Raw genomic sequence first — 12,885 nt, 5'->3', positions numbered from 1 at the left:
AACATTTCCAAGCCACTGCGATACTTTTTAGATTTCTGCCCGGGCGACAAGAGCCAAAGGGTAATTACATGCGCTTTAAGCGAAAGTCGGTGAGCATCTCCTGTCGAGAATACAAGTGATCAACCATTCTTGACTATACGACAATGCCAGTCGGCACAGTTTTTCAAGGCTGCTTTGAAGTCAGGCAATCTGGTGCATTTGTCTAAAGCTTCTCCCATGCGCTAGTATCTGGATACCTGTTGCAACAGACTTTTATCGGTAGGATGCCACGCCAAACGTTATCGATAGCCGTCTCGTCAACGCTTTCCTTGATAATGCAAGCTTGTCGGAAACCGATCTTTTGCCGGATACAATCTCTGGTCAGATTGATGAGCGTCGTCATAGGCAAGGTGGATTGTGGGTAGGGGGCAAGTGCGAACTGACAGCCGCCACTCTGAGTTTCCGCCCAAACGACATGAACCGGGCATTGCATGCTCATCCTGACGAATTGCGTGTTGAAATACATTTGAATGACATCGTCGGGATTTCAATTCAACGCAGACTGATTACAGACGCCATAACCGTCAAATTTGCTAACGGGGTACTGAAAATCCGATGCTTTAGGGCCAAATCCTTTACTGCGGCAATCGAGGCTGCGCGACTGGCCATGCATGAACAGGCCGTCAAAACGGAGCAGGGACAGCCCAATCGATAGAAACACGATTAGGAAGACCAGACCGGAAGGGGGCTCACAACAGTGCCCCCTCCCCTTGTTGACAAAAGAAAAGCCGTTGAGTTTCTGAAACACCCACCAACGCGGAGATGGCATTCATCAGGGTGCGGCCAAAACGCAGGCCATTACCTATGCTCTCGAAGCAATAATCGAAGAAAGCCTTCTTGAGGATTTTCAGGTACAGGGAAAGTATGGCAAGAGGAGCGGTGGTCTTTTCGTTGGCGAGTAGAAAACGGACGGACGCCATGGCATTGTCGCGGCTATGACAGATGAACCCAATTTGCACTTTAGCGGCTTTTCGCTTTGGATAGATAGACGCCAGTTCCCGAATGTGTTGGACTTCTGGGATGGGAATTGGCTGATGGTTCGCGCGCGCATGGAGGCTAAGGGCGCACATGTCGAATGTGCAGGGCCAATCCTGATGACTACGGACATCAGGAAATTCTGCGATCAACTAGATGTGATGGCGACCCCTTTGGCAGGCGTAGCCACACTCAAGGGCTTGGAACCGGAAATCAATGTCGTTCTGACAATGCAGAAGTTGGGTCATGTTGAAGCGGTGATTGAAATTACTGCTGATCACATCAATCAATATCATCGTTTCATCGTGGAGGGAGACCAGTCCTACCTGCCCGGACTTATCCGTTCATGCGATGCCATTCTCTGCAAGTTTCCGGTCATCGGAAAGGAGAGTGTCTGATCGAAAGGCAACCAGCCAGTTTAGCTATTACTAACTAAAACCGCCGGGTTGAGGTGGGAAACGGTCAGTCGGCTTGCAGGCAGGGAGGGCAGAAGCGGCATGTAGTGCCGCAAAAATCTGCCGTGCAAGTCGGACTTTCACGTCCGACTATCGCGACAGAAGTTCCCGTGAGAATTCAAAGTTAGCGCGTCCCGATGCAAAGTTCAGGATTTCCGAGACAAGTTAGCCGCATACCGCACGGAGTTCGGCGATCATGTCGGTGAGAAATCCATCAGATGGCAGGATCAAACAACTAATTTTGCGGCGAACGGAGCAGGCAGAACTCTTCACCCCGGAAGCGAAGTGCAACATAGCTGCATTGGTTCATATGATCGATCAGACAGGATTGCTCTGGTGCTGCCATTTCTTCCATCGTGCAGCGCTCCTGCGCACATACCTTACTATAAATCTGACCGGTGGGAACATACGCGACGAAAAGAGAGGTCTTCGGACCCTTTGGGTCGAGGCTTTCATATGCGGCTATCAATCTCTCGAAAGTCGCACGATCCTGCCCCACAGGGTTAAGTTCGATCCCCATTTCACCAACTTGTCCGACCATTTTCATGTAGCGCAGATGCTCTAATTGAGAACAAACAAGTCGATCAGCCTCAGCCGGGATCGTATACGTCATGACAATGGCAGTGAGGATAATCGAAAACTTCCGCATCATTTCTCTTTCCGTCAGGTGCTTGAGGGCCGTGTAAAGTTTTGGTTTCGCTGTCTTTGCCACGTCAAACATCAAAATTCCGACAAACGGCCGCAATTAAGGTCGCCATCATCAGCTTGGACAACCCAGGAAGCAATCACTCCGTTTGCACGTTGGAACGAATGTCTCATTATAAGAATCATTCATTTTGCGAGCTTCTTAGGTGTATTCGAGAGGCATCTGTTCGGCGGCGGCCAGGTGAAAGCTTCGTTAGCGCATTTGCGAGCAGCTGCCCAACAGGCAAAGTTGCACGGATCCGACCCGTAGGACGAGATTCCGTTGCTAATTTTCCCCACTTGTGAAGCTCGCTTTTCAGCCTCTAACCACTGACTTGCCAGATGGTGAACATTCTTGAACTGAGAATGTCCATTCGGCGAAACGTGGCTCTGACGCACTTTTGCTGATGTACAGCCCCTACGAAACGCCGATCAAACGTGCCTGGAGCAGATCGAGTTTTACTCTCCTATACATCTGACGTTTGGTGAGCTTCAGTCGCGTGATCTAGTTTGACCAAGGTGAGATGATGGCGGTTCTGACCGCGGCGATGTCTCTTGCGACGCCGCCTGCAAACGATTCCACTAAGCTGTCCTTTGAGCTTGGAGCCATTCGCCGAGCCTTCCTGCCGTTTTCGAGCGGATCATGGATTGGAAGTCGCCACTAGACGTTCAAGCGATCACCAGTTCAGGTATGTTCACTTCCAGATCGCAGACGATCGTCCTGTAGGTTTGGCCCGACCTGAAGGCAAAATCATCAATGCCTATAACGCTGAGCTCATCGCTCTGATCGGCGATACGGCGGCGAATTACTCGCAACGGTGTATCGTTGCTCACTGGCACCCTCAGACAATCCGCAAATGCCGCTGCCGGTCTGCCGCCGAGCACCAAACCAAGGTGGTGCACGATGGACTCCAGCCGTTGGGTGCACCGACCGTAACGTGACAACACACCATTATCGAACTGTTCGAAGAAGATGCGACAACACAGAACGACATCGCACCAAAAGCGCCGCGCCACGATTAGCAGCTCCACTCGCTGACCACTAAAGGGTAAGTCAGCAGGCCGGCGTAGATATCGGCTTTAAACTCGGCGGCTCTGTCGCCCGCATGTCGGGCATGTCCCCGAGAGCGGGCGTGATCGATCCGAACTTGAACGCGTTCTGCGACAACCGTTACCTCATCGACTGCAAAGTCAGACGGAGCGAGGCTTGCCTGTTGAAATCGTCGTTGCATAGCCGATCCTCCAATGAATTGGCCAAAGCACCATCTGCAACAGCAGCAAATGTAACTCAGAGCCCAAATCTGCCCCGCTTACCCGGTTACGCGTGCGCATCGGATCAATATGTCATAGAGCTATCTTTTTGAAAAAGAACAATCTATCGCGCTTTAATCAATCTAAATGAGATTTTTGTTTAGCCACTCCGACAAGTGGGTGGGAGGCTTATTTTTCTCAGAATACGCGTGAAGAAGTCTCGGAAATGGCCAGTCTTCATTGAAGGGTAATATAGGACGATTTGGTTAAGAATGTCTACGCCTAACATGAATAACTTCACGCACCCCCCTCGCTCGTTCTAATGCTGTCTCTCTACCGTCACTTAATAACTGCCCCGCCTTTGAACGCTTTTCAGGAAATTGCTCAAAACATCCTGCCGCAATAATAATGCCATTTGCCGGGGATATCGCCTCGTGACGCGGCCAATCTGTGCGCCCTGTACAATAAGAGACCGTTTTGAAACTAAGCTGCGCATTCGAATATAACATTGGAGGATCGATCTACTTCAATCCTATAGCGTTGCGCTCCAACCGGCTTCTCATCAATCCTATTTTGCGCCACCGCCAGCATATTCAGTTTAGCCGTCTGTTCGATACGAATGCTGAGTGCGGGAAATTGCAGAGCACTTATTGAAGGGCATCTAAACAAGAGACTTCTACTTACTCCTTTGCAATAAGCTACTCATTGAGGAACGATGCCTACACGATAATTGTCCGCTAAGGCATGTCGCGCCCAAATGGATTCATTTAGCGTTTGCGGACATACAACAACTCAAAGAAGCTGGAGCGAGCGTTATGGGTGCGAGTGAACGCGGCATGCTCTGAGCTCCCTGACTACGCCAACAGAAGAACCTTTCCAACTCTGCCGCGACCAGCGCGTCCTATGCATAATGGGCTGTTTTACTGTTAACGGGATAGAAGACCGATTCTCCCACAAGTTTTGTTCCCCGTATTGCCGATCTCGCTTGAAAGCCGAAGAGAATCTCATAATTTTAAACCACAGCCTTGAATAGACTGCCGTCTATTATCCTTAATTCTCTTTATATTCAGTTAGATAGGGTTATTTCGATTCCAATGGACATAGATTCCAGACCGGCCCGCCCGCGATGCTAACTGTTTGTTAATATACGCCCCTTGCGGCAAAATAAGAATCGGACATAATGACGGTATTTAGACGGTATTAGTTCCAGTGCCGTCACTAGGGATCCCAAGTCTATGAATATCGCAAATAAAGCAGAGCAAGTGTCGTTTGACGACATGATATTGACGCAAGGGCGAGAGATCTCGCGTAAGCTCAATCTGCTGCGTCATGAAAACTTCCCGCCTGATGCGCGCAAAAACTTGCGCCAGTTTTCTATGGCTGAAGCGGCTTACTTCCTTGGTGTATCGCCGAGCAATCTGAAGAAACTGCACCTCGAAGGAAAGGGGGTTGATCCCATCATCCTTTCCGGCGGACGCCGTGCTTATACGATCCAGCAGGTTCAGGAACTCCGTCATTGGCTTGATCAGAACGGTCGTGCCGAAGTGAAGCGCTATGTTCCGCATCGCCGTGGCAATGATAAATTGCAGGTTATCGGTGTTGTGAACTTCAAGGGTGGCTCTGGCAAGACGACCACCGCCGCGCATCTGGCGCAGCATCTGGCGCTGACCGGCCACCGCGTGCTTGCAATCGATCTTGATCCGCAGGCGTCCCTTTCAGCGCTCCACGGCATCCAGCCGGAGCTTGATGAGTTCCCATCGCTCTATGAAGCTGTTCGCTATGACGAGCAGCGCAAATCCATCCGCGAAGTTATTCGCAAGACCAATTTCCCCGGCCTCGACATCATCCCTGCGATGCTTGAGCTGCAGGAATATGAATATGACACACCGCTTGCGATGCAGAACGGCGGCGAAGGCAAAACCTTCTGGAATCGTATTGCGTCAGCACTTGCTGAAGTGGATGCGGAATATGATGTGGTCGTCATCGATTGCCCGCCGCAGCTTGGTTATCTGACGCTGACCGCCCTTTCAGCGGCAACGTCGGTTCTCATCACAGTTCATCCGCAGATGCTCGATCTAATGTCGATGTCGCAGTTCCTGCTTATGCTTGGCGATATCCTCAAGACGGTGCGTCAGGCTGGCGGTGCAGTGCAACTCGATTGGTTCCGCTATCTGATCACCCGCTATGAGCCGACCGACGTACCACAGGCACAGATGGTTGGTTTTATGCAAAGCATGCTGGCATCCCACATGCTCAAGCATCAGATGCTTAAATCGACTGCGGTATCGGATGCAGGTCTGACAAAGCAGACACTCTATGAAGTTGAGCGTTCTTCCATGAACCGCGGAACTTATGATCGCGCTATGGAGGCTCTTGAGGGCGTTAATTCGGAAATTCGCGGGCTTATTCATGAAGCCTGGGGTCGTTAGACGGCAGTCTAATTCGGAAAATATAAAATAAAATCAGGCTTATGACTGGTTTGAGGATAAAAGAATGGCACGGAAGAACATTTTTCAGAGCGTAATGCAGACAGAAGAAGCGGAAGAAAAGCCCGTTTCTCCGGTCGAAAATGTTTCGCGTCGTTTTGGTGCTGCAAAGTCTCTCTCTGCGTCAATCGATGAACTAGCCAAGCAGGCTTCCCAGAAGCTTGATGGTGAAACCATCGTCGAACTCGATCCTCAAGTTCTCGATGCATCTTTCATTGCTGATCGTCTGCCTGAGGCTGATGATCAGGAATATGCTGAGCTTTTGGAAGCTGTTCGTGAACGTGGACAGGATAGCCCTATTCTTGCGCGCCCTCACCCCGAGACCAGCGGTCGTTTCATGATCGTATTCGGTCATCGTCGGGCAAAGGTTGCGCGTGAGCTTGGGATCAAGGTCAAGGCCGTCATCAAGCCTCTCGCTGATCTTGAACATATTCTGAGCCAAGGTCAGGAAAACTCTGCTCGTGCCAATCTCAGCTTCATTGAGCGTGTGCTGTTTGCAGCACGCCTTGAGGAACTGCAGTATAGCCGTGAAGCTATTCAGGCCGCTCTTTCCATCGATTACCAGACCCTGTCGAAGATGCTGACCATTCCACGCGCAATCTCCGAAGATATGCTCGTTGCTATCGGACCAGCGAAAGGTATTGGTCGTGACCGCTGGCTTGAACTGCGCAAGCTGATTGAAATGCCTGGTAAGGCTGATGCGGCGCGTGAGTTGATGGCAACCGATGCCTTCAAGGCAGCACAGTCTGGCACACGCTTTGAGCAGCTCTATGGTTATCTCAAAGGTTCGAACCAGAAGAAGCCCGTTACGAAGGCAGCTTTACGCCCCGGTTCGAGCTGGACTGCAGCTGACAAAAGCGTCAGTGCGACCATCAAACAGAATGGCAAAACAGCAACCCTGGCGCTCAGTGCAGCCAATGGTCCGCGTTTTGCTGAATGGATTTCGCGTAATCTGGATGCGCTTTATGCGTCATTCAGTGACGACGAGAAGTGAGTAAGCGTATCGGGTGAGGGCACTTATCCCCCACCTAATCAGCGTATCGTATAAAAGTGGAAGAGTGCAGGTGGTGGTCATCTGCATAATTTGACGAAGAGGAAACAGCAGCAAAAGAAAAAGGCCCCCAAACGTCGCCGCGTGGAAGCCCTTCTCATTGGTTTAGCAGCTAGAGAATCGCAAATCTACGAATCACTGTCAAGTGTAATTAGCGTCATTTTGGCGGGTGGATTTCTTTTGCCTTGTGGAAGGTGAAAGAAAATGGAGTCTCAATTCGGACTGACGCCTTTTGGCAGTCAGCGGATGACGCATGCCTTGTTAGCAGTGCATCAAAAAGCTCGGAAAATCCCTCAGGGAGCTGCTGCTGATAAGTGGCAGCTTCATCGTTGGCTGTGCGAAGGCAAAAATATCATCGGCATCAGTGATCGTTCTTTGGCGGTTCTGTCTGCTTTGCTGTCATTTTATCCTGAGAATATGCTGGTCGAAACCGGCGCTCTGGTGGTTTTTCCGTCCAACAAGCAGCTGGCCTTGCGCGCGCATGGCATGGCCGATGCAACATTGCGTCGTCATCTGGCAGCGCTGGTCGAGGCCGGTATCATCACTCGTCAGGATAGCCCGAATGGCAAACGCTATGCTCGTCGCAGCAAATCCGGTGAGTTAAAGGTTGCCTTTGGTTTCTCGCTTGCACCACTTTTGGCGCGTGCAGATGAGTTTGAGGCTGCTGCCGAGCAGGTCAAATCCGAGAAACTCGCTCTGCGTGAAATCCGGGAACAGCTGACTTTGCTGCGTCGCGACATATCAAAGCTGCTCGATTATGCAATCGAAGCATCGCTTGTTGGTCCATGGGATGAACTCAAGGTCGAGTTTCGTGCAGTTGTCGACAGCATTCCACGTCGTGCAGAGATGCTCGAGCTGACAACACTCGTCACAAAACTGCATGAAATTCGTGGTTCTGTTGATAAAGCTTTGAATAATAATCAAAAAGTTCAAAATCTGAGCGACAATGAATCCCAAAATGAGCGGCAGCTTAATGAATCAAAACCAGATTCCCATTTTGATAGGAACGTCACAAAGTCAGACACAGTTGCGATCACGACGATAACCGATTGCGCGATTAATGCCGGTATTTCTCTCGATATGGTTCTGCGAGCCTGTCCAGAGATCAGCACTTACGCATCAGTTCCGATAAGCCAATGGGAACATCTGATGGCCACAGCAGAGAAGGTGCGAAGCTTTATCGGCATCGATACCAAACTCTATGAAATGGCTCTGAAAATGCTTGGAAGGCAGAATACCGCTATCACAATTGCCTATCTGCTCCAGCGCTATAACGATATTCGCTCTGTGAGTGGCTATCTTCGCATTCTCACGGAAAAAGCTGCTGAAGACGCGTTTTCGGTAAAGGCGCTCATGGTCAGCGCTCTGCATATTCAACAAAGGCAACTGCAATGAATTGATACTTGCTCCTATGTCCTGATAGCAGTTGGAAACAGGATTTGAGGGGAATGTTGGCTCCGTCGCTGTGTGGAAACTTAACGAAGAGTTAACTTTCACAAACTGGTGATGGCCAAGCGAATAGGGGCTGATACGAACACGCCGATACGAACACCGGCCATTGAATTGTTTTGTACCAAATAAGGTCTAGACATAGGCAATGTGATTGTATTGATAATCTGTTCTGAGATTGCAGATCTGGTTATGGCTTAGGAGAAGAAAGTATGTATTTCCAATTGGGTAGCTTGATAAGCGCAAGCTTGATTTTTTTGACAGCGCCAGTGGCTGCCGAAACTTTGAAGGTCCGTGATATCACCAATAAGCAAGAGATATCAGAACGTGCCGCTGATTTTGAGAACGATCTCAATCAGCTTGGTATTGCAGCAAAGCTGAACTGCAATCTGCTCATTGGAAGTCAGGGCGAATCTGGCCACGAAAGCTTCGGTGCGATTTGCGATATGAATATTTCGGGCAAAAAGCCCACTTCCATAATGCTGTGTAACGATATGATGATCGGCAAGCTCACCATCAAAGCTTTCGGCTTTAGCGAGAATAAAAACGAGCTCGCTGCCTTTACCGAGATGAACTGCCAGCCAGGTGGCTAATGCTAACCATGAACCCTCCGGGCACATTGCGTTATCGCTGATAATGCAGGAACTTGTTTCCATGTGCTCTAGGAGGCGTGCTTATTCTTATAAAGAAGGCTCTTCTGCTAGATCTGCGTAAACGAGATAACGAAGCGGACCTTGCGTAACAGCATCAAAGGGATAGCAGGTCGCAAGAACCAGATGAGAGCCTGCCGCGTGAACATCGATCCGGGCTTCATCCCAGCGCGTGACAGTCATCTGAGTGGCGCGATATGTATATGTTTTGCCGTCATTGCGGGTAACGCGGATAAGGTCGCCTTGCTCAGTATCTTTGAGAAAAGCAAAATGCGTGTCGCGATGCGCAGCATAGACTGCGGTTCCCTGTTCACCAGCTTGCGGTGTGTTTTGCAGATGGCCCGGACCAAAAGCCAGTGCTTGTCCACTTGCACCATTAAGAGCGATTGCTGACGCAGCCAGTCGTGGTGCCTCGATACGCGCTACCGGCCATGTGTCCGCCCATGCCCAGGGCTTAACCTTTTCACCTGTCGCAATGCTCTCGGAGAAAGCGCGCTCAAGAAGAATTTGAGCCGCATAAGCTTTGGCGTGAATCCAGAGGCCTTGACCGAGAAGAAAGAGGCCGCAGACCATAACAGCGATCGAAAGAAGGGCGAGGGGGGAGCGCAACCAAGCGCGCTCCTTTGCCTTTGAGTTCTGTGCTACGATGACACTCATCATGCATTCTCCTTGCGGCGTGAAAACCAGAAGATGAGAAACCCAATCGACAGAGCGACCGATCCCTGAAGCATATTAAGCGTTGCCGGAGTTGCGGTTTGCGGCAGAGGCATTGCAGGGGCTGAAACATCGGGCGATGCAGGACGATCATTGCTTCGAGCCAGTATCTGCTCCTGACCTGCATCGGCATGATCAAGCACATTACGGTCAGCACGGATACCAAACAGCGCGTCAAAATCCCATCCGGCAGGAAGTTGCAAAGGAATGTCTGCACGGGTGAGGGGGGTATTCGCCGGGCGGGTTGGCGTCTGATCCACTGCAACAAGGCTTGTAAGACGCGTTACCAGATGATGCTCAAGCGCAAGGTTGAGGATACGCGTGTCGGCTGCCAGTCCTGTGATCTTGCCAAGCTTCATGTCCACCTCAGCATCATCGATCTTGCGACGGGCCCAGATCTTGGAAATGCCTTCGGCGGGGCTTGCCGCATCAAGCGGTAAGGTCACTGTCCATGGGCGCCGTCCAACTGTACCTTCAATTGTAATGGTGCCAGTTGCCTGTTTTGTGCGGGCAGCGATCACCAACGGTTCGCCCTGATAAAGATCGGGAAGAAGTCCTGGCGTCAGATTGACACCCTCTTGCGAGAAGCTGGCTTTTACGTTTGTTACGACCGGATTTTCGAGCTTAGCGAACAGTTCACGCATGCGCTGGTCGACCTCTTCAACAGAGCCGATATGTGTAAAGGTGCCACGGCCAAGTTCAGATGCCTTGTTCATCAGATAGGTGTTGGGAGCTGAACCAATACCGACCATGAAGAGGCGCGAGCGATCCCGGCGCGATGCGATGACATCAAGCATTTGCTGCTCGTTGCTGATCTCGCCATCAGTCAGGAACACGATCTGGCGCAAACCATCCTTCTGGTGGCTGTCATCAAGAGCCGCATGCAATGCGGGCAGCATTTCTGTTCCGCCGACCGCGTCAAGCGTGGCCACATATTCGCGGGCATCGGTAATATTGAGTGGTGTAGCAGGGACAGAGTCATCAAATACCTTGGTCAAAGTGTCATCGAAACGAATGACGTTGAAACGGTCGGTGGGTTTTAAGCGAGAGAGGGCATAATCAAGACTGGCTTTGGCCTGCTTGATCGAAGTTCCGCCCATCGAACCTGAATTGTCGATGACAAACACGATTTCTCGCGACTGATTTGCAGAGCTTTTGACAACCGGCGGCGTGACATAGGCCAGCACATAGTCGTCATTTCCCACGCCTTCGCGAAACAGGCCGACATTGGGCATAGCGGTTTCAGCAGTCTGCCATTCGAGAACGAAATCACGATCAGCTGTGGCCTTGCCATCCAGAACAATCTTCGATGTCTTCTCGTCCTGCTGGTCGATTTTGACAGGGTGATAAAGGCTCTTGATATCGGTTGCCGGGAAACCGGGCTTGAGATTGACAGTGATCGTCACTGGATTGGTGCGGTCTTCGCCCGGCATCACGAGAGGCGTTTCAATGGCGCCATTGTCGGGACCATGGGTTGGTTCCGTTTTCTGCTGTCCCCAGCCGCCCTGAATATCAGCGGTTTCAATAATCGGGTCGCTGTTTTCAGGATTATAGCGCGGTGCAACAACAAGTGGCACACGTAGAGAAAAACGATTATCGCTCAGGCGAACCGCCTGCTGATATTCAATCTGAATGACGACTTTTTCATTCGGACCGAGATTTGCAACTGCATTGGTGAAGATGTTGGGGCGCTGCTGTTCGATGAGAGCTGCCTTCTTGCCTTCGCTTTTTGCCTTCTCATAGATTTCACGCGCTGCCTGCTTTTCCTTGATATCGGCGACGATAACCTTGTCACCGACAATCATCTTCAGGGAATAGACCGCACTGTCTTCAGGCAGAGGGAAGACATAAAGCCCTTCGACCCACCCGCTGGTCGGGTTTTCAAAAACCTGACTGAGACGGGCGCGGGCGGTAGGACCACTGACATCAATGTTGAAATCAGTGGCAAGCCGTGGCGCTTCGACATATTGGCCAGCTTCACTGCTCTGAAGCAGGAGGCTGCCGCTCTGCACGGCATTCGGTGTTACATAGGCTGGCTTTTCCGCACGGGCCGCAGCCACGTTGAGAAGTGAAAGAACAACGGCCAGGATTGGCAATATCAGCATATTTACAAACCAGATGAGTTTGCAGAATTGCGAGAGGCTGATTGCCCTTGCGTTGTTATGAGAGTGTCTGAAGGCAGGCGACATTGTGCGCTCCTGTATCTATCGGATAACTGGACACAATTTGCGCCGGAGTGCTGTTTCCTCGCCAGCGTAAGCTTTGCCAAGTTTTGTCCGGACTTTGCCGCAAGCCACCTTGCCGGTTCCGCTTATGTGTGGAATTGTGAAGGAAAGTACGGATTGAGGAAGTTTTCATGTCTCAGCAAGATGCGGTTTTGCCCGATCAGTTGAATCTCCGCGTTGCTGAACGGGTCCGCGAGGAGATCGCGCGCCGCAGAATTTCGCGCCAGCATCTGGCCGATGAGGCACGTATCAGCCTCTCGACGCTCGAAAAGGCGCTGTCTGGACACCGTCCCTTTACGCTTGCCACCATCATCCGGCTTGAGCAGGCCATGGGATTTGAACTGCGCGATCAGGTGGAAACAGAGAAGCCAAAGCCAGCGGCTCCCCACGGACATGCTGCGGAAGAACTTGGCGCTTATTCGCGCGCCGCCGTTTCCTGGCTTGAGGGAACGTTTCTCACTTTGCGTCCGTCATTCGGCAATCGAAACGACATCTTCGCTTATTGCACTCATATCAGCTGGGATGCGGAGAACACACATCTCAAATTCGAGGAGCGCGAACGCACTGATACGTCGTTTTCGCAGTATGGGCGGGTTTCTGTTCCACATCTTTCAGGCCATGTTTATCTTGTGACCAATACATCCGGGCAATACCGGATGGCGGTTCTCTCGCGCCCAAGCATTGCGGGCGAAATGTATGGAATTCTCACGACCTTGCGTGCAGGGCAGGGTGCACAACTGACGCCTGTATCCGTACCTTTGGCACTTATCCCGATGAAGATGTTCGAAACACCGGTTTTTGGTCGGATAGCCCCGGCTGACCCGTTTTATGGCCAGTATTCCAGCTTTATCGACAAGACACTTGGCGATGGCTATGCAAGTTTTGTGACGTCCGAAAAGTGAATTA

The 12,885-nt window shown here is 51.1% G+C and carries 13 protein-coding genes; 7 read left to right on the top strand and 6 right to left on the bottom strand.

What is annotated here, in order from left to right:
* Window positions 1-322: 322 nt before the first annotated feature.
* Window positions 323-694, top strand: coding sequence for a hypothetical protein (locus ACSME1_RS13420; RefSeq protein WP_435655383.1), 372 nt, complete (start codon window positions 323-325; stop codon window positions 692-694).
* A 34-nt stretch (window positions 695-728) separates the two neighbouring features.
* Here the strand turns inward: ACSME1_RS13420 and ACSME1_RS13415 are convergent, their stop codons facing one another.
* Window positions 729-959, bottom strand: coding sequence for a hypothetical protein (locus ACSME1_RS13415; RefSeq protein WP_435655382.1), 231 nt, complete (start codon window positions 957-959; stop codon window positions 729-731).
* A 15-nt stretch (window positions 960-974) separates the two neighbouring features.
* Here ACSME1_RS13415 and ACSME1_RS13410 point away from each other — a divergent pair, with 15 nt between their 5' ends.
* On the top strand, window positions 975-1,412 hold the full coding sequence (locus ACSME1_RS13410; protein ID WP_435655381.1) for a WapI family immunity protein: 438 nt from the start codon (window positions 975-977) through the stop codon (window positions 1,410-1,412).
* 292 nt (window positions 1,413-1,704) lie between these two features.
* Here ACSME1_RS13410 and ACSME1_RS13405 read toward each other — a convergent pair whose 3' ends face one another.
* From ACSME1_RS13405 to ACSME1_RS13395, 3 genes are all read right to left on the bottom strand, one after another.
* The gene (locus ACSME1_RS13405) at window positions 1,705-2,121 is read right to left on the bottom strand and encodes a hypothetical protein (protein WP_318579485.1); all 417 of its coding nucleotides are present in this window, start codon (window positions 2,119-2,121) and stop codon (window positions 1,705-1,707) included.
* A 701-nt stretch (window positions 2,122-2,822) separates the two neighbouring features.
* Window positions 2,823-3,170: a hypothetical protein gene (locus ACSME1_RS13400; RefSeq protein WP_435655380.1), complete on the bottom strand. Its 348-nt coding sequence runs from the start codon at window positions 3,168-3,170 to the stop codon at window positions 2,823-2,825.
* Window positions 3,171-3,172: 2 nt separating this feature from the next.
* Window positions 3,173-3,385 (bottom strand): hypothetical protein, encoded by a 213-nt coding sequence (locus tag ACSME1_RS13395; RefSeq protein WP_435655379.1) that lies wholly within the window; start codon window positions 3,383-3,385, stop codon window positions 3,173-3,175.
* 1,254 nt (window positions 3,386-4,639) lie between these two features.
* Between ACSME1_RS13395 and repA the strand changes: the two genes are divergently transcribed.
* The 4 genes from repA (at window position 4,640) to ACSME1_RS13375 (ending at window position 8,983) form a co-directional block, all read left to right on the top strand.
* Window positions 4,640-5,833 carry a plasmid partitioning protein RepA gene (repA, locus tag ACSME1_RS13390; protein ID WP_024896991.1) on the top strand — a complete coding sequence of 398 codons (1,194 nt, stop codon included), beginning with the start codon at window positions 4,640-4,642 and terminating at the stop codon, window positions 5,831-5,833.
* A gap of 64 nt (window positions 5,834-5,897) precedes the next feature.
* Window positions 5,898-6,884, top strand: coding sequence for a plasmid partitioning protein RepB (gene repB / locus ACSME1_RS13385; protein WP_024896990.1), 987 nt, complete (start codon window positions 5,898-5,900; stop codon window positions 6,882-6,884).
* Window positions 6,885-7,145: 261 nt separating this feature from the next.
* Complete coding sequence (gene repC, locus ACSME1_RS13380; protein WP_024896989.1) at window positions 7,146-8,336, top strand: plasmid replication protein RepC; 1,191 nt, start codon at window positions 7,146-7,148, stop codon at window positions 8,334-8,336.
* 266 nt (window positions 8,337-8,602) lie between these two features.
* Complete coding sequence (locus ACSME1_RS13375) at window positions 8,603-8,983, top strand: hypothetical protein (protein ID WP_024896988.1); 381 nt, start codon at window positions 8,603-8,605, stop codon at window positions 8,981-8,983.
* 87 nt (window positions 8,984-9,070) lie between these two features.
* Here ACSME1_RS13375 and ACSME1_RS13370 read toward each other — a convergent pair whose 3' ends face one another.
* Both ACSME1_RS13370 and ACSME1_RS13365 read right to left on the bottom strand, forming a co-directional pair.
* Window positions 9,071-9,697 carry a class GN sortase gene (locus ACSME1_RS13370; protein WP_084486765.1) on the bottom strand — a complete coding sequence of 209 codons (627 nt, stop codon included), beginning with the start codon at window positions 9,695-9,697 and terminating at the stop codon, window positions 9,071-9,073.
* Entirely contained in the window at window positions 9,697-11,859 is a 2,163-nt protein-coding gene (locus ACSME1_RS13365) for a marine proteobacterial sortase target protein (protein WP_435655378.1), read from the bottom strand. Before ACSME1_RS13365 ends, ACSME1_RS13370 begins: the two co-directional genes overlap by 1 nt.
* 251 nt (window positions 11,860-12,110) lie before the next feature.
* On the opposite strand from ACSME1_RS13365, the gene ACSME1_RS13360 reads away from it, so the two are divergent.
* Complete coding sequence (locus ACSME1_RS13360; protein ID WP_435655377.1) at window positions 12,111-12,881, top strand: helix-turn-helix domain-containing protein; 771 nt, start codon at window positions 12,111-12,113, stop codon at window positions 12,879-12,881.
* Window positions 12,882-12,885: the final 4 nt, after the last annotated feature.

Origin of the sequence: Brucella pituitosa (assembly GCF_965577835.1) — a bacterium.
In the GTDB taxonomy this organism is placed as follows: domain Bacteria; phylum Pseudomonadota; class Alphaproteobacteria; order Rhizobiales; family Rhizobiaceae; genus Brucella; species Brucella pituitosa.
The sequence above is the reverse complement of the archived record's forward strand: the minus strand, read 5'-3'. Positions and strand labels throughout refer to the sequence as shown.

Coding starts and splice junctions, on each gene's coding strand:
- repC (WP_024896989.1), top strand. CDS start 7,146: ATGGAGTCTCAATTCGGACTGACGCCTTTTGGCAGTCAGCGGATGACG.
- ACSME1_RS13410 (WP_435655381.1), top strand. CDS start 975: ATGACAGATGAACCCAATTTGCACTTTAGCGGCTTTTCGCTTTGGATA.
- ACSME1_RS13360 (WP_435655377.1), top strand. CDS start 12,111: ATGTCTCAGCAAGATGCGGTTTTGCCCGATCAGTTGAATCTCCGCGTT.
- ACSME1_RS13405 (WP_318579485.1), bottom strand. CDS start 2,121: ATGATGCGGAAGTTTTCGATTATCCTCACTGCCATTGTCATGACGTAT.
- repB (WP_024896990.1), top strand. CDS start 5,898: ATGGCACGGAAGAACATTTTTCAGAGCGTAATGCAGACAGAAGAAGCG.
- ACSME1_RS13395 (WP_435655379.1), bottom strand. CDS start 3,385: ATGCAACGACGATTTCAACAGGCAAGCCTCGCTCCGTCTGACTTTGCA.
- repA (WP_024896991.1), top strand. CDS start 4,640: ATGAATATCGCAAATAAAGCAGAGCAAGTGTCGTTTGACGACATGATA.
- ACSME1_RS13375 (WP_024896988.1), top strand. CDS start 8,603: ATGTATTTCCAATTGGGTAGCTTGATAAGCGCAAGCTTGATTTTTTTG.
- ACSME1_RS13415 (WP_435655382.1), bottom strand. CDS start 959: ATGGCGTCCGTCCGTTTTCTACTCGCCAACGAAAAGACCACCGCTCCT.
- ACSME1_RS13370 (WP_084486765.1), bottom strand. CDS start 9,697: ATGAGTGTCATCGTAGCACAGAACTCAAAGGCAAAGGAGCGCGCTTGG.
- ACSME1_RS13365 (WP_435655378.1), bottom strand. CDS start 11,859: ATGCTGATATTGCCAATCCTGGCCGTTGTTCTTTCACTTCTCAACGTG.